Raw genomic sequence first — 18,787 nt, forward strand, 5'->3', positions numbered from 1 at the left:
CAACACCTTTTTATGTATAAGTTATCAACATTATTTCTTGTGACGAGGTTCAGAAGATACAGATAATTTCTTTCTGCCTTTCGCTCTACGCGAAGCCAATACTTTACGTCCGTTTACAGAAGCCATGCGCTCTCTAAATCCGTGCTTGTTTCTTCTTTTCCTTTTTGATGGCTGAAATGTTCTCTTGCTCATTGTAAATTAGGTTAAATCTTCTGAAATTTTCCTACTCTAAGACCTTTTCTTAAAGTCGGGTGCAAATATACAATCATTTTTTACTTAGACAAACCGAAATGTGAAAATATTTATGATTGTTTTTAGTACCTTTGCCAGCCTATATTAAACAACGAAACATGTTCAATAAAAATATAAAATTAGTACTAACCGCTCTTATTATAGGGCTATCCATTTGGCAATTTATCGAAGGAAATATTGGAAATGGAATAATGTATATACTTCTATCCTTTGTTTTTGTTTTTCTTTATTTTAAAAATGAAATGATTTTACTAGCATTTTTAAGACTTAGGAAGCAAGATTTTCCTGGCGCAAAAAAATGGTTGGATAGAATTAAAAACCCAGAAGGTGCTCTCGTTACAAAACAACAAGGGTATTACAACTACCTCAATGGGCTAATGGTTTCTCAAACCAATATGAATGAAGCTGAAAAGTATTTCAAAAAAGCCGAAAAACTTGGGTTAAGCATGAGTTCAGATATGGCTATGGTAAAGCTCAACCTTGCAGGTGTAGCCATGACAAAAAACCGAAAAAGAGAAGCAGAAACCCTTTTAGCTGAAGCAAAAAAGCTAGATAAGCACAATATGCTGGGGGATCAAATTAAAATGATGCAGCAGCAAATGAAGAAAGCAAATATCCCAAGACAGCAATATGGGAGATCTGGTAGAGGCGGGAGATACAGATAATAAATTGTTGGTTTTTAATAGTTTATTAATTTTTAATAACTAAAAAACTATGTGTTTTCTTTAATTTTCTCACAAAGCATTATTACATTTGCTTGCTAACCAAATCTAGTGCCTATGGGTAAAATACTACTTGCCCTATTTATTTTTACCTCACTAGCTTCCTATGCTCAAGATTTCGAGCCCAAGACTTATTTTTCTGATGCCATTGAAAAAAACATTAGGAAATATAGGGTTAATGCAAAAAGGGCATATATAAAAAACGACTTAGAAAGAGCTCAGTTTCTTTTCGACTCATTAATTAACCATGTTGTAAAGAACACCTATATAGATAATTTTAAGGTGCGAAAATTTAGTGGTCGAAAAATTGAACTTCACGAATTCGAAAAGCCCATATACCTTATTACTTATGCTACTTGGTGTACACCTGGCATTGGTGAAATACCTGCACTTAATGATGTTGTAGATGCCTATAGTGATGAAATAGATTTTGTTATGCTGTTTTGGGGGCCAAAAAAAAAGGTAAGAAAGTTAAAAAATAAGATGAATAACAAAATTAAAATTCTCTATGTAGACGAAAAGGAGAATAAAAATGATTTTGTTATTCGTTGTATGAAACACACACTCGGGTTTCCAGCGTCATTCTTCATTTCTTCAGATAAAAAGGTCCTAGATGTGAGAAGAAATTTTTTACATCATTACAGCGAAGAATATACTAAATCCTATAATGCCAACTACCAAACCTTTACAAGCGGAGTTTCATTACTTTTAAATAAAGATTAAACTTATTTATTTCGAAAAAAATAGCTTAATCGCAGCTATTAAAAGAATTACAGCAAATATTTTTTTCAGAATAACTTGATCTATTTTCACGGCCAATTTTGATCCTAAAAACCCTCCTACTACAAAGAATACAGCTATCAAGACAGCAAATTTCCAGTTGATGGGATATCCAGATTTATGATAAGTGTATGCTGCAATAAAGGTAACGGGAACTGCTAAGACAGCTAGGCTCATCCCTTGTGCTTGGTGTTGATCATATCCTAATAATAACATCATTAATGGAATCATGACAACACCGCCACCAACCCCCATAAAACCGCTTAAAATTCCAGCCAAAATACCTATGACTATTAATGAGATTGCAATTTCAAAATTCATATTAATTGGTTTTGTAATGGCCTTTTTCTGGAATTTCTATATAATATTCTTTACCACTACTGTTTTTAAGATAGGTGTCACGAAGCCACGGATTATGGATTTTCAAAATCTTATAATTAATATCGAATTTTTTAGCAAAATCAGCAAAGTCAGTTACCGCTGTATCTACTTTTACTTTATAGGATGGGATTTCTTTATAAAGGTCCTTTTCTCTAAAATTGAAACCATATTTTCCAGGATTACTCAAAATCTCCTTAAAGGCTAATATTCTAAATACATATCTACTGGTTTCAGAATTCAGTAACAAATCGTAGTAATCATTTACTTTTTGACGTTCAATTTGCTTATTTATACCACCATTTCCTGCATTATAAGCCGCCGCAGCCAACGTCCAAGTTCCAAACTTTCTTTTTGAGTCCTTTAAGTAATCTGCTGCTACTTTTGTAGCTAATTCCAAATTATAACGTTCGTCTACATAATCGTTTATTTCAAGTCCATATTCACGTCCTGTCCCTTTCATAAAATGCCAAAAGCCAGCTGCACCTGCAGGAGAACTATTATTTTCTAAAGCACTTTCCGCAACAGCCAAATATTTAAAATCATCTGGAATACCGTATTTTGCTAATAATGGTTCTATGATAGGGAAGTATTTATGAGCTCTTTTAAAAATAAGCAAACCATTAGATTGCCAATAGGTATTTACCAATAATTCTCTATCCATTCTTTCCCGAACATCCGGATCATTCAACGGCACAGGTTCTCCTGCAAAATCCATAGTTTCCGGAAGCTCTAAGGCATATATGTTATAGTCGTTAACAAGCTTTTTCTCCATATTTTCAGAAGCTTTTGGAGTGCTTTTCGCAGGATCCTGGACAGCATTTGTACACAAAACAAATACGGCTACTAACACGGTTCCCAATCCAATTTTTGATAAAATATTCATAACTGTAAATTTTCCTTAAAGATAAAAAATAGCAAATGGCAAACTAGTGGTTTTCTATAATATTTTGTAGCATTTTACTCACTTTACTTCCTTTATTTAAAATCATAATATGGGTGCCACCTTCCAAAATATTAGCGTTCTTAATATTCTTTATTGGAAAGACAGCATCAAAGTCTCCATGAATATGATAAACTTCTGTATCTACTTCATTTCTATTCCAGTTTACCATTTTTTCGATAGCCCAATCTAAATAGTCTTTATCTTTTATAGAAAGATATTCGTTATACAATCGCAATCTTTTTTTACTTCGGGGTCCAATGGCAAATTTTGTTAAATCACCAACAGATGACACAATACTCGTTGGCAACAATTTATAGGCCATAGTAACTTTTGCGACTGTAAATCGTTTGGGTAACTCTTGTTTCGATTTTACACTCGAAATAATTATAAGTTTTTGTAACTCAAGAAATTTTGACATTTCCTGAACCACCACTCCGCCAAAGGAAACACCCACTAAAACAGCATTTTCTTCAGTAACAAAAGCCGCCATCCTTTGTGCGTAAGATGTAAGGGATTCTTTTTTTTCTGGAATTAGCCATTCGATAATATGCACTTCATATTGATCTATGGGAAGGACAATATTTTTAAATATTTCTTTACTCGCAGCGAGCCCTGGCACAAAATACAAATGAATTTTAGTCATATGGAATCCTTTAACAGTCCTTTTGGCAAAGGGAACTTATAAAATTTGTAACTTTACAGTGTAAAGATACTATTACTATCTAAAAACAATGAAAAAGGTTGTTCACCCATCGTCCACACGCGGAAATGCCAATTATGGATGGTTAGAAGCAAAATATTCTTTCAGTTTTGCAAATTATTACGACCCTAATCGTTTACAATTTGGATTATTACGAGTGTTAAATGATGACATTGTTGCCCCTGCTATGGGATTTGGAAAACACCCACACCAAAATATGGAGATTGTTACCATTCCACAATCGGGAGCTGTTAAGCATAAAGATTCCATGGGAAATGAAGGCATAGTCGCTGCTGGGGATATACAAGTTATGAGCGCAGGAAGTGGTGTGGAGCATAGTGAAGTAAATGCAAGCGCCAAAGAAGCACTTAAATTATTTCAAATTTGGGTATTTCCTGAAGAACAAAACGTTTCACCGCGATATGATCAAAAAAAAATAGCAACATTACTTACACCCAATAAAATAAGCACTGTTGTGAAGCCAAAAAATGAAGCGAAAGACAATGAGCTCTGGATTCACCAACAAGCCTATTTTAATCTTGGAGAATTTACGGAGGATCGCTCCACGAACTATACCTTAAATCAACAAGGACACGGCATATACCTCATGGTAATTGAAGGCCAAGTTTCTGTTGACGATGAAATATTAAAAAATAGAGATGCCATTGGTATCTGGGATACTAATGAAATAAGTATTACAGCAAAAAAAGGCACCAGACTATTGTTGATAGAAGTACCCATGAATTAACAAAACTCCCCCATTATGATTGAAGATGTTGACATTACAGACAATGAATTTTTAAGACAGTTTGAACTAGAAGTAGGCGACAATATGGCTCGTATTGAATATGCACTGCAAGACCGAAAAATCTTCCTAACTAAATACGATATGCCCGACGATATGGAAGAACAAGGATTTCGGGATATTTTTATTAAAGCAGTTTTTGAAGAAGTTAAAAAACGAGGGATTAGCCTCATGCCTACATGTCCAGAAATTGTAGGGTTTTTAAGAAAAAACCGAAGAAAATACAAAGAATTACTTCCTGTTGGAATTAATATCTAGGCAAACATAGGTTGTTTAACAAAATCAAAACGCACCAATCCATCCTCATCAATCTTGGTGAGTTTTACTTTATGAAGTGTATTAACTAACTCCGGATTCCACGGAGTTTTTATTTTTATATAATTTTCGGTGAATCCGTGAATATATCCTTCCTTATTTTCGCCTTCAAATAGCACAGTTCTGGTAGTTTCCATTTGACTTTCATAAAAAGCTCTTCGCTTTTTTGCCGAAAGTCCGCGTAACATTTTACTCCTTTTGGCTCTCACCTTTTGAGGCACAACATTGTCCATTTCTGCAGCTAGTGTATTATCTCTTTCAGAATAGGTAAAAACGTGTAAATAAGAAATATCCAATTCATTTAAAAATTGATACGTTTCTAAAAAGTGTTCTTCTGTTTCTCCTGGAAAGCCTACAATTACGTCCACGCCAATACACGCATGGGGCATCACTTGTTTAATCTTGTTAACTCTATCAACGTATAATTCTTTGAGATAACGACGACGCATAAGCTTCAAAATATCGTTGCTACCACTTTGTAATGGAATGTGAAAATGCGGAACAAACGTTTTGGATTTCGCCACAAAATCGATGGTTTCGTTTTTCAACAGATTAGGTTCGATAGAAGAAATTCGTAAGCGCTCAATACCCTCAACTTTATCTAGTGCTTCGCATAATTCGAAAAAGGTATGCTCATGTTTTTTGTTACCAAACTCCCCTTTTCCGTAATCACCAATATTGACTCCCGTAAGCACAATTTCTTTAATGCCTTTTGCCGAAATTTCAGCAGCATTTTTTAACACATTATCAAGGGTGTCACTTCGTGAAATTCCACGCGCCAAGGGAATGGTACAATACGTACACTTGTAGTCACAACCATCCTGAACCTTTAAAAAAGCACGTGTTCTATCTCCAAAAGAATAAGAGCCTACGTAAAAATCGGCTTCGTCTATTTCACAGCTGTGAACTTGGGTTTCTGCTTTAGGACTATCCAACAAGTCATTGATATAACTAGTAACTTTAAATTTTTCGGTAGCCCCCAATACTAAATCCACACCATTCACAACTGCTAATTCTTGCGGTTTTAGTTGGGCATAACAGCCAACAGCTACGACAAAGGCTTCAGAGTTTGCCTTTAGTGCTTGCTTCACAATGGTTTTAAAACGCTTATCGGCATTTTCAGTAACACTACAGGTATTTATCACGTAAACATCTGCCTTTTCAGAAAAATCCACCCGCTGGAAACCTTCTTCAGAAAAACTTCTCGCAATGGTCGAAGTTTCACTAAAGTTAAGTTTACATCCTAAAGTGTAAAATGCTGCTTTTTTTGTACCGTTCATTCTTGTATTTTAGCAAACGAGGGAGCAAAAATACAAACTATAATTGTATCCTTAAAACCTATGGCGAAACAACGACTTTCATTACGTTTCTTTCTATCAATTCTTTGTGTTTCCATAATGTTGATTTCTTGTGGAGAAAAAATAGAAAATGAAAGAGACCACCTCGTTTTTCGGTATAATGAACACAGCAATATTTCTTCACTCGACCCTGCCTTTGCGAGAAATCCACAAAACATTTGGCCAACCAATCAATTATTTAATGGTTTAGTACAATTAGACGATTCGTTAAACATTCAGCCAGATATTGCCAAAAGTTGGGAGATTGTAGATAGCACTTGCACATTTTATTTTACGCTACGTCAGGATGTGTTTTTTCATAAAAATAAAGTCTTTGGGAAGGATTCTACAAGGATTGCGACGCCTCAAGATTTTGAATATAGTTTTAACCGTTTAATCGATCCTAAAGTAGCTTCGCCTGGAAGCTGGGTGATGAATTATGTAGATTTGGCGGTTGCCGAAAATGATTCGCTATTTAAAATTATGCTGAAAGAGCCTTTTCCTGCTTTTTTAGGAATGTTGGGAATGCGTTATTTTTCCGTCGTACCACAAGAAGCGGTGGAGTTTTACGGGAATGAATTTCGAAGAAATCCCGTGGGAACAGGTCCTTTTCAATTTAAACTTTGGGAAGAAAACGTAAAACTCGTCCTTCGGAAAAACCCTCACTATTTCGAAAAGGATGAAAACGGAGTCCAACTCCCCTATCTTGAAGCCGTGGCCATAACTTTTTTACCCGATAAACAGAGTGAGTTTCTTCAATTTGCACAGGGCAAAATTGATTTTATTTCGGGTTTAGATAATTCGTATAAAGACGAAATTTTAACCACCACAGGGAAGCTTCAATCCAAATATGAAAAGGAGGTAAATCTCATTTCCTGCCCTTATTTAAACACCGAATATCTTGGATTTTTTATGGATGCAGAAGCAGAAGAAATTCAATCGAAAGCACTGCGACAAGCCATTAACTACGGATTTGACCGTTCAAAAATGATCACCTATTTACGCAACGGAATGGGTATTCCTGCCGTCCATGGGTTTATCCCAAAAGGATTACCCGGGTTTACTGAAATAGACGGTTATGACTATCAGCCAGAAAAGGCTCGACAATTAGTAGCACAATACCAACTAGAAACAGGAGACCAAAATCCTGAAATTGTGATAGGTACTAACAGTCAGTATCTTGATATTTGCGAATACATACAACGAGAATTGGAGAAAATAGGCATTTCGGTAACCGTAGATGTGATGCCACCCTCCACGCTCAGACAAATGAAAAGTAGTGGTGAACTGGATATTTTCCGTGCCAGTTGGGTGGCCGATTATCCCGATGCCGAAAATTACCTTTCCCTTTTTTACAGTCCTAATTTTGTCCCCCACGGTCCTAATTATATGCATTATAAAAACGAAGTGTTTGATAGTTTATACCAAAAATCCCTTTCAATTAATGATATTGAAGAGCGAAAGGTTTTATATGCCAAAATGGACTCTTTAATTATTGCCGATGCCCCTGTAGTACCTTTATTTTATGATAAAGCCATTCGGTTTGTCAATAAAAAAGTAAGCGGATTGGGTATTAATCCACAGAATTTTTTGTTTTTGAAACGGGTGAAAAAGGAGCGGTAACTGTAACAAACACAGTCCTTCACAGACTAATAAAGAAACTTTCCACAGGATTCCATTTAACTTCATACACCTTTAATCTTTAAAGGTTCTGGAATTCAAGTTTTTGGTCTAAATATTTTATTATTATGAAATATACAACAACAGGCACACGGCTAAACCATAAAATATTCATTAGAACAAGGCAAACAAATTTTGATGTAAAAAAACACTTTAGCCATACAACTATTGAAAATTTTGTTGACCACACCAAAATGAAAGGTCATGAATTTGCTGCTTTCCAAAAACGCATGTTTCAGCAAATGAAAAAAGACAGAAAAAGACGTCGCATCGTATTTTTGATTTCTTGCATTGTCACTCTTTTAATCATTATTGGGTTTTTGATTTTCTGGAATACGTTTGATTTTAGTCTATTAAAGTCTTCGGAGTTTTAAAAATCCAACAATAATTTTGGACTATTCCCTATTAAGTTAATTATCATAGTTTTAACAACTATTAAATAAAGTATTTCTAATTTTCTGAAAACTATAAAGATGAATAGAAATGCGTTTTTAAAATCCGTTGGGCAAACTGGGATATTAATTGCTACAACTCCTCTGGTCTCATTTGCAAATCCGCTAATGAATGATCCTCAATTAGATAAAGAAATCGTTCAAAAGTTTGTAGGAGCAGGTCATGGAAACTTTGACGTTGTGAAAGAATTGTTAGAAGAATATCCAACCTTATTAAATGCCGCCCATGATTGGAAATTTGGAGATTTTGAAACAGCACTAGGGGCTGCGTCGCACGTTGGAAATAAAGAAATTGCTACCTATCTTATAGAAAAAGGGGCACAAGTAAATATATTTACCGCTACACTTTTTGGAAAGATGGAAATTTTAAAACCCATAATAGAAGCATTTCCCTCTAGTTTAAATGCCAAAGGACCTCATGGGTTTACCTTATTACATCATGCAATTAAAGGGGGTGATGACGCTTTAGAAGTTAAGGAATACTTGATAAATATGGGGGCTAAAGAAGTGAAAGTCCCTTTATACTAACCTTTCCTCCAACTAGCGCTTTCATCATAAACATGTTGGAGAATTTTAGCATCTACTTCCGTAAACTCCATATTTCTGCGTGACATCACAATTTTCGCAGTTTCGAAGGCTTTGTTGGTTTTGTAGGTGGTCATTCCTGCTGCACCTCCCCAACTAAAGCTCGGGATAAAATTTCGTGGGAAACCACTTCCAAAGATATTGACACTTACTCCAACTACCGTTCCTGTATTAAACATGGTGTTGATACCACATTTACTATGATCGCCCATCATTAACCCGCAAAACTGTAACCCAGTACGAGCAAAGCTTTCCGTTTCATAATCCCAAAGGCGCACTTGATCGTAGTTATTTTTTAAGTTGGAGGTATTGGTATCGGCACCTAAATTACACCATTCACCGAGCACCGAATTTCCTAAAAACCCATCGTGTCCTTTATTGGAATAGCCAAATAGCACACTATTACTTACCTCACCTCCTACTTTACAATGAGGCCCAATGGTGGTGCCTGTATATATTTTGGCAGCCATTTTAACCGTAGCGCTTTCACAAAGTGCAAAAGGACCACGAATCATAGCACCTTCCATAATTTCGGCATTTTTACCAATATAAATAGGTCCATCTTTAGCATTTAAGGAACAAAGCGGAAGTACCGCTCCTTCTTCAATAAAAATATTTTCTGGATAAAAAGCTACAGTGGTTTCGGGAATGGGTTGCGATTTTCTGCCTTCAGTAAGGAGTTTAAAATCACGGGCAATAGCCTCGTGGTTTTTACTGAAAATATCCCAAGTATGTTCGATTCGCAACACATCGTTATAGGAGTATTGAATGACCTCGCAGCTTTCAAAATCTACTTCTTGGTCTTCTTCCGAAAAAAAAGCAATGGGTTCGTCGTCATAAAAAATGGCCTGATTTTCAGAAAGATTTTTAATGAGATTGACCAAATTTTCCGAAGGTATAAAACTGGCGTTAATCAGGATGTTTTTTTCCAACTCCACAAGGGGCCACTTTTCAGAAAGGTAATCTTCGGTTACTGTGGTAGTGGTTGAACCTAACAACAACTCCCATTTTTCACGAATAGTTAATATACCCACACGAATATCTGCCACAGGTCTTGTAAAAGTAAAAGGCAATAATTGATTGCGAACACTGCCGTCGAAAAGAATGTAATTCATTTTTTGAAAGTAAAACCTAAAGGTACTTATTTTTGAATGACCTAAAATAAAAAAACCTCCGATTTCTCGAAGGTTTTATATGTTGTATAAATTCGTAAGAATTTATTCTTCCGTTTTTGTTTCCTTTTTTGCAGGCTTTTTGAACTTGTCGTACTTGTTCTTAAATTTATCGATACGACCAGCGGTATCAACCAATTTATGTTTCCCTGTGTAAAATGGGTGAGAAGTTCTTGAAATCTCCAATTTTACTAAAGGGTACTCAACGCCATCTACCTCAATGGTTTCCTTAGTATCTGCAGTAGACTTGGTTAAAAACACATCTTCATTAGACATATCTTTAAAAGCTACTAATCTGTAATTTTCTGGGTGAATTCCTTTTCTCATCGCTTTAACGTATTTAGTACTCTATAATTTTGAGAGTGCAAATTTAATCATTAATTATAAATGAACAATAGTTTACGTATTTTTTTATTGAAATATTAAGCAAAGCTAAGATTCCAGTCTTCACAGGAATTCCGTAACATTTTAGTACATTTGTTTACTAACTGGCAAACCTGCCTGCCGAATGGGTAGGCTAAAAACTTTACAACTATGGACAATCAAAAAGCTTCCTTAAAAAAAATTGCACTTAACTATGGATTATTGCTGGGTCTTGCATCCATTGCCTTATCTGTGATAACTTATGTCATGGGGGTTCACCTAGAAAGACCTTGGTGGGCATCGGTAATTGGTATTATTATCATGGCCGCTCTAATAGTTTATGGACTTAAAGCCTTTAAACAAGATAATGAAGGTTTTCTTTCTTTAGGTGAGGCCATTAAAGTTGGACTTGCCATCTCGGTAATTGCAGGAATTCTAGGTGCCGTTTATAATTACGTTTTTGTTACAGTTATTGAACCTGATTTTGTGGCTCAAATGATGGAAATCACCAGAGAACAGATGATTGAGCAAAATCCAACAATGACCGAAGAACAAATGGAGATGGGTCTTAGTATTACCGAAAAGTTTATGAGCCCAGGAATTATGTCTGCCATGGCCATTATTTTTACACTATTCTTAGGTTTTATTATCTCTCTAATTTCGGGATTAATCATGAAGCAAAATCGCCCAGAAGGCTACTAGAATTTACCATTCATGAATCTATCTATTGTCATTCCGCTTTTAAACGAAGCAGAATCTCTTTACGAATTACACCATTGGATTGCAGAAGTCATGCAGTCCAATGGTTTTTCTTATGAAATTCTTTTTATAGATGACGGAAGTACCGATGGTTCATGGGAAGTCATTGAAGCACTTCAACAAAAAGACTCAAATGTAAAAGGAATTCGTTTCTTAAAAAACTTCGGAAAATCGCAAGCACTTCACGCTGGTTTTGCTCGTACACAAGGCGATGTAGTCATTACCATGGATGCCGATTTACAAGACAACCCTGAAGAAATTCCAGAATTATACCAAATGATTATGGAGGAAGGATACGATCTTGTATCGGGATGGAAAAAGAAACGATTCGACTCTGTGATTGGGAAAAACCTACCCTCAAAACTATTCAACTTTGCTGCTAGAAAAACATCGGGAGTTAAACTCAACGACTTTAATTGTGGTTTAAAAGCATATAAAAGTGAAGTTGTAAAAACGGTTGAAGTTACTGGCGAAATGCACCGTTACATTCCTGTATTAGCCAAAAATGAAGGCTTTGGCAATATTGGAGAAAAAGTGGTGCAACATCAAGCTAGAAAATACGGTAGCACCAAATTTGGAATGGAACGCTTTATTAGGGGATTTCTAGATTTAATTACCATTTGGTTTCTTTCAAAGTTTGGTAAACGTCCCATGCATCTATTTGGCGCCTGGGGAGCCCTTATGCTTATCATTGGGTTTTGCTTTGCATTGTATCTAGGGATTGACAAGCTATTTATTAATACTTCGGGTAGATTATTAACCGAGCGCCCACAATTTTATATCGCCCTAGTTGCTATGATTCTTGGGAGTCAGTTTTTTGTGGCAGGATTTTTAGGCGAATTAATCCTTCGAAACAAAAAGCAGGCAAAAAACTACCATATTAAAGAAGTGCTAAACTTAAAAGAATAACGGTAATAATCGCTATTTTTGCACTTTCTTATCGAGAATAATTCAACGAATGAGATACATCGATCCCATTATTTTAGAAAAAGCCAATACATGGCTCACTCCTACTTTTGACACGGAGACTCAGCATACCATCAAAGAGCTTATAGCCTACGATTCTGAAACTCTTGAAGACAGTTTCTATAAAAATTTAGAGTTTGGAACGGGTGGAATGCGCGGCATTATGGGAGTTGGCGACAATAGAATTAATAAATACACCCTCGGAAAAAACACCCAAGGACTTTCAAATTATCTAAAAAAATCTTTTCCTTCTGAAGACCTAAAAATTGCCATTGCATACGATTGTAGACACAATAGTAAAGAATTGGCCAAAGTGGTTTCCGATGTTTTTTCAGCAAATAGAATTAAGGTATTTCTCTTTTCAGACTTACGTCCTACACCAGAACTTTCCTTTGCCGTTCGCTACCTAAATTGTCATTGCGGGATTGTTTTAACGGCTTCCCACAATCCGCCAGAGTACAATGGGTATAAAGTATATTGGCAAGATGGAGGACAACTTGTTCCCCCACAGGATGAAGCGATTATAGCCGAAATAAATGCATTGGAATATGCAGATATTAAATTTGAAGCTAACGAAGAGTTCATTCAATTTATAGATGAGGAGGTAGATGCTCCCTTTTCTGAAGCTTCCTTAAAAAATGGAAGCTTTCATACCTCAAAAGAGGCAAAAGACAACTTAAAAATAGTTTTCACCTCCCTTCATGGTACCTCCATTACCATGATTCCTCGAGTGCTTGAAAAAGCTGGATATAAAAACCTTTCCATAGTTGAAGCACAAGCAGAACCTAATGGCGATTTTCCAACCGTTGTTTCACCCAACCCTGAAGAGCCCGAAGCATTAAAAATGGCTCTGGAATTAGCTGAAAAAGAAAAAGCAGATATCGTAATTGGTACCGATCCAGATTGCGACCGATTGGGAATTGCAGTACGAAATCCACAAGGCACAATGGTTTTATTAAATGGCAACCAAGCCATGATAATAAAAACACATTTTTTGTTGGAACAATGGAAAAAGGCTGGAAAACTCAATGGAAAGCAATTTGTAGGTTCTACCATCGTCTCCACTCCTATGATTCAAAAAATTGTGGAAGCCTTTGGCGTAACCTATATGGAAGGCCTTACAGGGTTTAAATGGATTGCAAAAATGATTAAGGATTTTCCAGAACTTACTCTTATTGGTGGGGGTGAAGAAAGTTTCGGGTATATGGTGGGAGATTTTGTTCGGGATAAGGATGCCGTGACCGCTACCCTACTTAGTTGTGAAATTGCAGCCCAAAAGAAAGCCGAAGGAAGCAGTATTTATATGTATCTTCAAGAAATTTATAAGGAGTTTGGGCATTACCAGGAAAAATTAATTTCGATGGTAAAGAAAGGAAAAAGTGGCGCTGAGGAAATACAGGAAATATTGAAAACCTACCGCAACAATCCACCCACTGAAATTGCAGGAAGTAGCGTTATATGTATTGAAGACTACAAAACGAGTCTTTCGAAAAACCTTTTAAACGGTTCGAGTTCTGCCATACAAATTCCAAAATCGAATGTCCTTATATTTTACACTGAGGATGGAAGCAAAATCGCAGTACGCCCCAGTGGCACCGAACCAAAAATAAAATTTTACATCAGCGTTAACGGCAAAAATGAAGAGGGTCTTCAGGAAAAAATAGCCGCTATCATTCAAGATTTGAACATCCATTAATGAACTATTTCAAAAAAATTATCCGTTATGCCCTTCCGTACAAAAAGTATGGAATTCTAAACATTATCTGTAATATTTTTTATGCTTTGTTTGGGACACTTGCGATGCTTTCGTTGTTTCCCATGCTACGCGTATTGTTCAATAAAACGGAACAACTTACGGTAGAACCAGAATTTACTGGGCTTAAAAACATAGGTAGGTTTGTGGAAGACTATCTAAATTACTTTGTAACTCAAAGAGCTAATGAAGGAGCTGGAGACGCGCTACTCTTTATGATTATTTTGGTGATAAGCACCTTTTTAATAAAAAACATTTTTGGTTATTTATCTATGTATTTTATTACGTTTCTTAGAAACGGTATCATAAAGGACATACGAAACGATTTGTACAAAAAGACACTCGTACTACCCATTTCCTTCTTTTCTGAAAAACAAAAAGGAGATACCATGTCGCGAATTACAAGTGATGTTAATGAAATTCAAAGTTCATTTCTTTCCATATTAGAAATGTTTATAAAGGAGCCACTAACGATTCTTTTTGCGCTCGTCACGATGATTATCATTAGCCCACAATTAACGCTATTTGTATTCATATTTATTCCCATTTCTGGATATCTAATTACAAGGGTGGGAAAAAGCTTAAAAAGTAAATCGGATAGAGTTCAAAAAGAACAAGGTGTCTTTCTTTCTATTTTGGAAGAAACCTTAGGCGGACTTAAAATCATAAAAGGATTTAATGCTGAGCCTATTTTCAATGATAAATTTAAGCATACTACCGATAGGTTATTCAAATTTTCGAATTCCTTATTAAATCGTCAAAACTTAGCTGTACCCGTTAGTGAGTTTTTAGGAATATCTGTGATAGCCATTATTCTTTGGTATGGTGGTAGAATGGTTCTTGTACAAGGAACGCTTGATACAGAATTATTTTTAGTGTACATGCTTCTAGCCTATCAAATTTTGGATCCAGCAAAATCCATTAGCAAAGCGAGTTATAGTGTTAAAAAAGGAAATGCTGCTGCCGAAAGAATTTTGGAGATTTTAGAAACAGAATCTACTATTAAGGATGAGCCTGGTGCTATTGAAAAAGAAGGTTTTACAGATGAGATAAGTATTGAAAATATATCTTTTAGATATGAAAAAGAATGGGTTTTAAAAGACTTTTCATTAAAAGTACCTAAAGGACATACGGTTGCCCTTGTAGGTCAAAGTGGAAGTGGTAAGAGTACTATAGCCAATCTGTTGACTCGTTTTTATGATGTAAACATGGGTGAAATAAAAGTAGATGGAATGGGAATAAAAAATATTTCATTAAGATCACTACGCGGATTAATGGGACTAGTTACTCAAGACTCTATTCTATTTAACGATACGGTTAAAGGAAACCTTCTTGTTGCTAATAAAGAAGCTACGGATGAAGAAATTATAGACGCATTAAAAGTAGCGAATGCTTGGGAGTTTGTAGAAACCTTACCCGATGGCATCAATACTAATATTGGCGATAGTGGCAATAAATTAAGTGGGGGTCAAAAACAACGTTTAAGCATTGCCCGTGCAGTTTTAAAGAACCCACCTATTATGATTTTGGACGAAGCAACTTCGGCGCTCGATACAGAAAGTGAGAGACTCGTACAAGATGCATTAGAAAACATGATGAAGAATAGAACTTCCGTCGTAATTGCGCACAGACTATCTACAATTCAAAATGCTGATACTATCGTAGTACTTTCGAAAGGAAAAATAGTAGAGCAAGGAAAGCATATAGATCTTCTTCAGAAAAAGGGAACTTATTACAGTCTCGTAGAAATGCAATCGTTGGTATAAAAAAAAGAAGCAGTTGGGGCACTGCTTCTCTTTTTTTGAGACCCATCGCATTTGGGGCTTGCGATGAATCAAATTCATAACATAAATAGATTTCAAATATACATGTAAATTTTATTTATCCAAATTTTATTTTGCATTTTATCTACCATATATGTATTTCATCGATGTTTTTGATTTTTTTTGACATATTTTTCTTACTTATAGATGGTATTTCTTGAAAAATTATAAGTTGAAAAAAAACGGGCCAGCCCCCGCTTAGGCCCGTTTAATGCAGTTCTTGATACAGTTGGGGCTGATATAAGAACCTATACATAAGAAGTATGGTGTAAATTTAGTAAATATTTTCCTACAAAAAAATATTTTATGTATTTAATCTAAAAAAATAGACATTTTGTCGATTTATTTCCCTTATTAAAAAAATATAATACCTTTAATTAAACTATTATACACTTAAAAAGTCCAACATAAAAGCACGTTAATTGGTAGAAGAACAATCCTTAGTAACTGCATTAAAGTCTCAAGATCAAAGAGAAAAAGCCTTTAGGGAGTTAATAACCACCTATAAGGAACGTTTGTATTGGCATATAAGAAAGATTGTTCTAAATCATGATGATGCCGATGACGTACTTCAAAATACGTTCATAAAAGTTTTTAGAAATATTGATAAATTTCAAGGGGAAAGCAAACTTTATACTTGGATGTATCGCATAGCCACCAATGAATCCATTACATTTATTAACAAAAAGGCCAAAAAATTACAAGTAACTTCGGAAGAAGTGCAACAAGCTGCACTATCCAATTTAAAAGAAGATGTCTATTTTGAAGGGAATGAAATTCAGTTAAAATTACAAAGAGCCATTGCTTCGCTTCCACAAAAGCAACAGTTGGTCTTTAATATGAAATATTTTGATGATATAAAGTATGAAGAACTTTCAACAATTTTAGATACCTCTGTAGGTGGATTAAAAAGCAGTTATCATATTGCAGTTAAAAAAATCACTACCTTTTTAGAGAATGATGAAACCTTTTAACAAATTGAAAGTCAAATTTTAAATGGAAAACGATAAAAAGAAATACACCTCTGGTTTTAAAGTCCCTAGCTCCTATTTTGAAGCACTGGACGACAAACTCTTTTCTATTGTTTCTGAAGATAAATTTCCAGAGAATACAGGTTTTAATGTTCCCGAAAATTATTTTGTAACTCTAGAAGAAAAGATTCTTTCAAAAACTATTCACGAAAAGGAATCTAAGGTGTTCTCCATTTTTAGAAAAAAGAATATTTGGTATGCCACCGGTATTGCAGCAAGTATTTTAATACTTCTATTTTTTAATTGGAACAAATCCAATACAAATATTACAAACTGGGAAATAGCCGAAATTGAAACTTACATATATAACAATCTTGATATTGAAGCTCAAGATGTAGCACAACTATTAAATGAAGAAGACCTCGAAAGTCTTCAATGGGAATCACTTTCAATAACAGAAGAAACAATCGAAAATTATTTACTGGACAGTCTTGATGACACTTCACTTTTAATCGAATAAAATGAAACATATTCTTATCCTTTTTTTATTAATCGCAACAACAGCCTCAGCCCAAAGAGGCGATAAAATAAAAGCGTATAAAACTGCTTTTATAACAGAGTCATTGGAATTAACTTCTGATGAAGCCGAAAAATTCTGGCCTATCTATAATGCTCATGAAGAGAAATTAAGAACTCTTAGAAAGCAAGAACGCAAAGAAATTTTTGAAACCATAAAAGGTGATTTTAATTCCCTCTCGGACGCCGAAGCAAATGCCTTACTTGAAAAAGCAATCAGTTTAAAAGAAAAGGAATTTTTATATCAAAAAGAATTGGTTCAAAATTTAAAAGGAATTTTACCCGCTAAAAAAATTCTGAAGCTAAAACGCGCCGAAGAAGAATTTAAACGAACCCTCTTAAACAAAATGAAGAACAGGCGCGGTGAAAGGCCCTAATATCTATTGAAATTTAAGTTTTACTATTCGGTTTTGCCCACTCCCAAAGGCAATTGAATCATTTACAAACTCAATAGCATATAATCCTTCTTTTGACAGTTCTTTCCAAGAATTACCAGCATCATGGCTATATGATATCCCTGGAGAACCTACAGCTACCATCCCATTTCCATTGGAGTTTGGCACAAAAGCCACCGAAGACCGATATCCAGGTCCCTGCCCATTCGCCATAAGTTTCCAAGTTTTACCTCCATCTCTAGTGATAGCTTTATTGCCTTCATTAAAAGATTTATTTTCCCAATCACCTCCAAAAATAACCCCTATTTCTTCATTATAAAACCGAATTGAATATATCCCCGTCATTGGCTTTCCTTGTAAAATAGGAGTATTGTATACTTTCCAAGTAGTTCCTTTATCCGCCGAATGAAAAACCCTTGCACGTTTCCCTCCAGAAGCAATCCAAACATGATTCCCGTAAATGGCAATATTTGTATTACTTGCCGCAAAGCCTGCTTCACCTTCTTCAGTTTTTGGTAATTGAGAACAATCTACTTTACTCCAAGAATTACCACCATCTCTAGTAATTAGTATCGATAAGCAATCTTGTGTGGGATCACCCATGGCGATGCCTTCTTTGTTATTCCAAAAAGCCAAGGAATCGTAAAACACCTTTTCTCCTATTTCTACATATACTTCTTCAATGTTTGTAGCTTCGTTGCCATTAAATCCAATTTTGTACAACACCGCAGGGTTAGCAATACTTAAGACAAATACATTTTCTTTTGTAGCGGCCAATGCTCTAAAGTGAAGCAAAGAATCTTCATATTTAATGGTAGCCAATTTTGGTATATTTCTGTCGATTAACCCCACCATTCCCTTATTTGCAGCAAACCAAACACGATTTTCATTTAATGGAGCAATGGCCCGTATACTTAAACTATCAGTAAAAATAGTTTCAATTTCAACGCTGTCAAACGATTTGCTTTTTTTAGAACAAGAAATTAATAAAAGGGTAATTAATACTACGGAAATAAGTTTCATTTAAAAAAATTTTAGCAAAAGTAATTAAAGCGAG

General features: G+C 35.2%; 22 protein-coding genes. 14 read left to right on the forward strand and 8 right to left on the reverse strand.

Annotation, left to right across the window (positions count from 1 at the left end; genetic code table 11):
- Window positions 1–30 precede the first annotated feature (30 nt).
- Window positions 31–192: a 50S ribosomal protein L34 gene (rpmH, locus tag KXJ69_RS08385; RefSeq protein WP_008615344.1), complete on the reverse strand. Its 162-nt coding sequence runs from the start codon at window positions 190–192 to the stop codon at window positions 31–33.
- A gap of 158 nt (window positions 193–350) precedes the next feature.
- On the opposite strand from rpmH, the gene KXJ69_RS08390 reads away from it, so the two are divergent.
- Window positions 351–917 (forward strand): DUF2892 domain-containing protein, encoded by a 567-nt coding sequence (locus KXJ69_RS08390; RefSeq protein WP_219052580.1) that lies wholly within the window; start codon window positions 351–353, stop codon window positions 915–917.
- Between the two features lie 114 nt (window positions 918–1,031).
- Window positions 1,032–1,697, forward strand: coding sequence for a TlpA family protein disulfide reductase (locus tag KXJ69_RS08395; protein ID WP_219052582.1), 666 nt, complete (start codon window positions 1,032–1,034; stop codon window positions 1,695–1,697).
- Between the two features lie 6 nt (window positions 1,698–1,703).
- Here the strand turns inward: KXJ69_RS08395 and KXJ69_RS08400 are convergent, their stop codons facing one another.
- Genes KXJ69_RS08400 through KXJ69_RS08410 form a run of 3 tightly spaced genes read right to left on the reverse strand, consistent with a single transcriptional unit; the run spans window position 1,704 to window position 3,721 of the window.
- Window positions 1,704–2,075 carry a sulfite exporter TauE/SafE family protein gene (locus tag KXJ69_RS08400; RefSeq protein ID WP_219052584.1) on the reverse strand — a complete coding sequence of 124 codons (372 nt, stop codon included), beginning with the start codon at window positions 2,073–2,075 and terminating at the stop codon, window positions 1,704–1,706.
- 1 nt (window position 2,076) lies between these two features.
- The gene (locus KXJ69_RS08405) at window positions 2,077–3,018 is read right to left on the reverse strand and encodes a lytic transglycosylase domain-containing protein (RefSeq protein ID WP_219052585.1); all 942 of its coding nucleotides are present in this window, start codon (window positions 3,016–3,018) and stop codon (window positions 2,077–2,079) included.
- A gap of 43 nt (window positions 3,019–3,061) precedes the next feature.
- Window positions 3,062–3,721, reverse strand: coding sequence for an alpha/beta hydrolase (locus tag KXJ69_RS08410; RefSeq protein ID WP_219052587.1), 660 nt, complete (start codon window positions 3,719–3,721; stop codon window positions 3,062–3,064).
- Between the two features lie 88 nt (window positions 3,722–3,809).
- On the opposite strand from KXJ69_RS08410, the gene KXJ69_RS08415 reads away from it, so the two are divergent.
- Window positions 3,810–4,526, forward strand: a complete 717-nt coding sequence (locus tag KXJ69_RS08415) for a pirin family protein (RefSeq protein ID WP_219052588.1) — start codon at window positions 3,810–3,812, stop codon at window positions 4,524–4,526.
- Window positions 4,527–4,541: 15 nt separating this feature from the next.
- Window positions 4,542–4,841: a GNAT family N-acetyltransferase gene (locus tag KXJ69_RS08420; protein WP_219052590.1), complete on the forward strand. Its 300-nt coding sequence runs from the start codon at window positions 4,542–4,544 to the stop codon at window positions 4,839–4,841.
- On the opposite strand, the gene mtaB is transcribed toward KXJ69_RS08420, so the two are convergent.
- Complete coding sequence (gene mtaB, locus KXJ69_RS08425) at window positions 4,838–6,178, reverse strand: tRNA (N(6)-L-threonylcarbamoyladenosine(37)-C(2))-methylthiotransferase MtaB (RefSeq protein ID WP_219052592.1); 1,341 nt, start codon at window positions 6,176–6,178, stop codon at window positions 4,838–4,840. The genes KXJ69_RS08420 and mtaB overlap by 4 nt on opposite strands.
- Before the next feature lie 60 nt (window positions 6,179–6,238).
- Here mtaB and KXJ69_RS08430 point away from each other — a divergent pair, with 60 nt between their 5' ends.
- From KXJ69_RS08430 to KXJ69_RS08440, 3 genes are all read left to right on the forward strand, one after another.
- Entirely contained in the window at window positions 6,239–7,858 is a 1,620-nt protein-coding gene (locus tag KXJ69_RS08430) for an ABC transporter substrate-binding protein (protein WP_219052594.1), read from the forward strand.
- Between the two features lie 125 nt (window positions 7,859–7,983).
- On the forward strand, window positions 7,984–8,289 hold the full coding sequence (locus tag KXJ69_RS08435) for a hypothetical protein (protein WP_219052596.1): 306 nt from the start codon (window positions 7,984–7,986) through the stop codon (window positions 8,287–8,289).
- A 99-nt stretch (window positions 8,290–8,388) separates the two neighbouring features.
- Window positions 8,389–8,895, forward strand: coding sequence for an ankyrin repeat domain-containing protein (locus tag KXJ69_RS08440; RefSeq protein ID WP_219052598.1), 507 nt, complete (start codon window positions 8,389–8,391; stop codon window positions 8,893–8,895).
- Here KXJ69_RS08440 and KXJ69_RS08445 read toward each other — a convergent pair.
- Window positions 8,892–10,067 (reverse strand): GlmU family protein, encoded by a 1,176-nt coding sequence (locus KXJ69_RS08445; protein ID WP_219052599.1) that lies wholly within the window; start codon window positions 10,065–10,067, stop codon window positions 8,892–8,894. The two genes, KXJ69_RS08440 and KXJ69_RS08445, sit on opposite strands and share 4 nt — an antisense overlap.
- A 102-nt stretch (window positions 10,068–10,169) precedes the next feature.
- Window positions 10,170–10,451: a type B 50S ribosomal protein L31 gene (locus KXJ69_RS08450; protein ID WP_219052601.1), complete on the reverse strand. Its 282-nt coding sequence runs from the start codon at window positions 10,449–10,451 to the stop codon at window positions 10,170–10,172.
- Window positions 10,452–10,658: 207 nt separating this feature from the next.
- On the opposite strand from KXJ69_RS08450, the gene KXJ69_RS08455 reads away from it, so the two are divergent.
- The 7 genes from KXJ69_RS08455 to KXJ69_RS08485 all read left to right on the forward strand — a co-directional run bounded on the left by KXJ69_RS08455 (window position 10,659) and on the right by KXJ69_RS08485 (window position 17,712).
- Window positions 10,659–11,189 carry a DUF4199 domain-containing protein gene (locus KXJ69_RS08455; protein ID WP_219052603.1) on the forward strand — a complete coding sequence of 177 codons (531 nt, stop codon included), beginning with the start codon at window positions 10,659–10,661 and terminating at the stop codon, window positions 11,187–11,189.
- Between the two features lie 12 nt (window positions 11,190–11,201).
- The gene (locus KXJ69_RS08460) at window positions 11,202–12,155 is read left to right on the forward strand and encodes a glycosyltransferase family 2 protein (RefSeq protein WP_219052605.1); all 954 of its coding nucleotides are present in this window, start codon (window positions 11,202–11,204) and stop codon (window positions 12,153–12,155) included.
- A gap of 49 nt (window positions 12,156–12,204) precedes the next feature.
- Window positions 12,205–13,908, forward strand: coding sequence for a phospho-sugar mutase (locus tag KXJ69_RS08465; RefSeq protein WP_219052607.1), 1,704 nt, complete (start codon window positions 12,205–12,207; stop codon window positions 13,906–13,908).
- The gene (locus KXJ69_RS08470) at window positions 13,908–15,731 is read left to right on the forward strand and encodes an ABC transporter ATP-binding protein (protein WP_219052608.1); all 1,824 of its coding nucleotides are present in this window, start codon (window positions 13,908–13,910) and stop codon (window positions 15,729–15,731) included. The genes KXJ69_RS08465 and KXJ69_RS08470 overlap by 1 nt, the downstream gene beginning before the upstream one ends.
- A gap of 479 nt (window positions 15,732–16,210) precedes the next feature.
- Window positions 16,211–16,762 (forward strand): RNA polymerase sigma factor, encoded by a 552-nt coding sequence (locus KXJ69_RS08475; protein ID WP_219052610.1) that lies wholly within the window; start codon window positions 16,211–16,213, stop codon window positions 16,760–16,762.
- 22 nt (window positions 16,763–16,784) lie between these two features.
- Entirely contained in the window at window positions 16,785–17,279 is a 495-nt protein-coding gene (locus KXJ69_RS08480) for a hypothetical protein (RefSeq protein WP_219052612.1), read from the forward strand.
- Between the two features lies 1 nt (window position 17,280).
- On the forward strand, window positions 17,281–17,712 hold the full coding sequence (locus tag KXJ69_RS08485) for a sensor of ECF-type sigma factor (RefSeq protein WP_219052614.1): 432 nt from the start codon (window positions 17,281–17,283) through the stop codon (window positions 17,710–17,712).
- Window positions 17,713–17,715: 3 nt separating this feature from the next.
- Here the strand turns inward: KXJ69_RS08485 and KXJ69_RS08490 are convergent, their stop codons facing one another.
- Window positions 17,716–18,753: a WD40/YVTN/BNR-like repeat-containing protein gene (locus tag KXJ69_RS08490; protein ID WP_219052616.1), complete on the reverse strand. Its 1,038-nt coding sequence runs from the start codon at window positions 18,751–18,753 to the stop codon at window positions 17,716–17,718.
- Between the last annotated feature and the right edge of the window lie 34 nt (window positions 18,754–18,787).

It is taken from the genome of Halomarinibacterium sedimenti (genome assembly GCF_019312585.1).
Taxonomy (GTDB): Bacteria; Bacteroidota; Bacteroidia; order Flavobacteriales; family Flavobacteriaceae; genus Halomarinibacterium; species Halomarinibacterium sedimenti.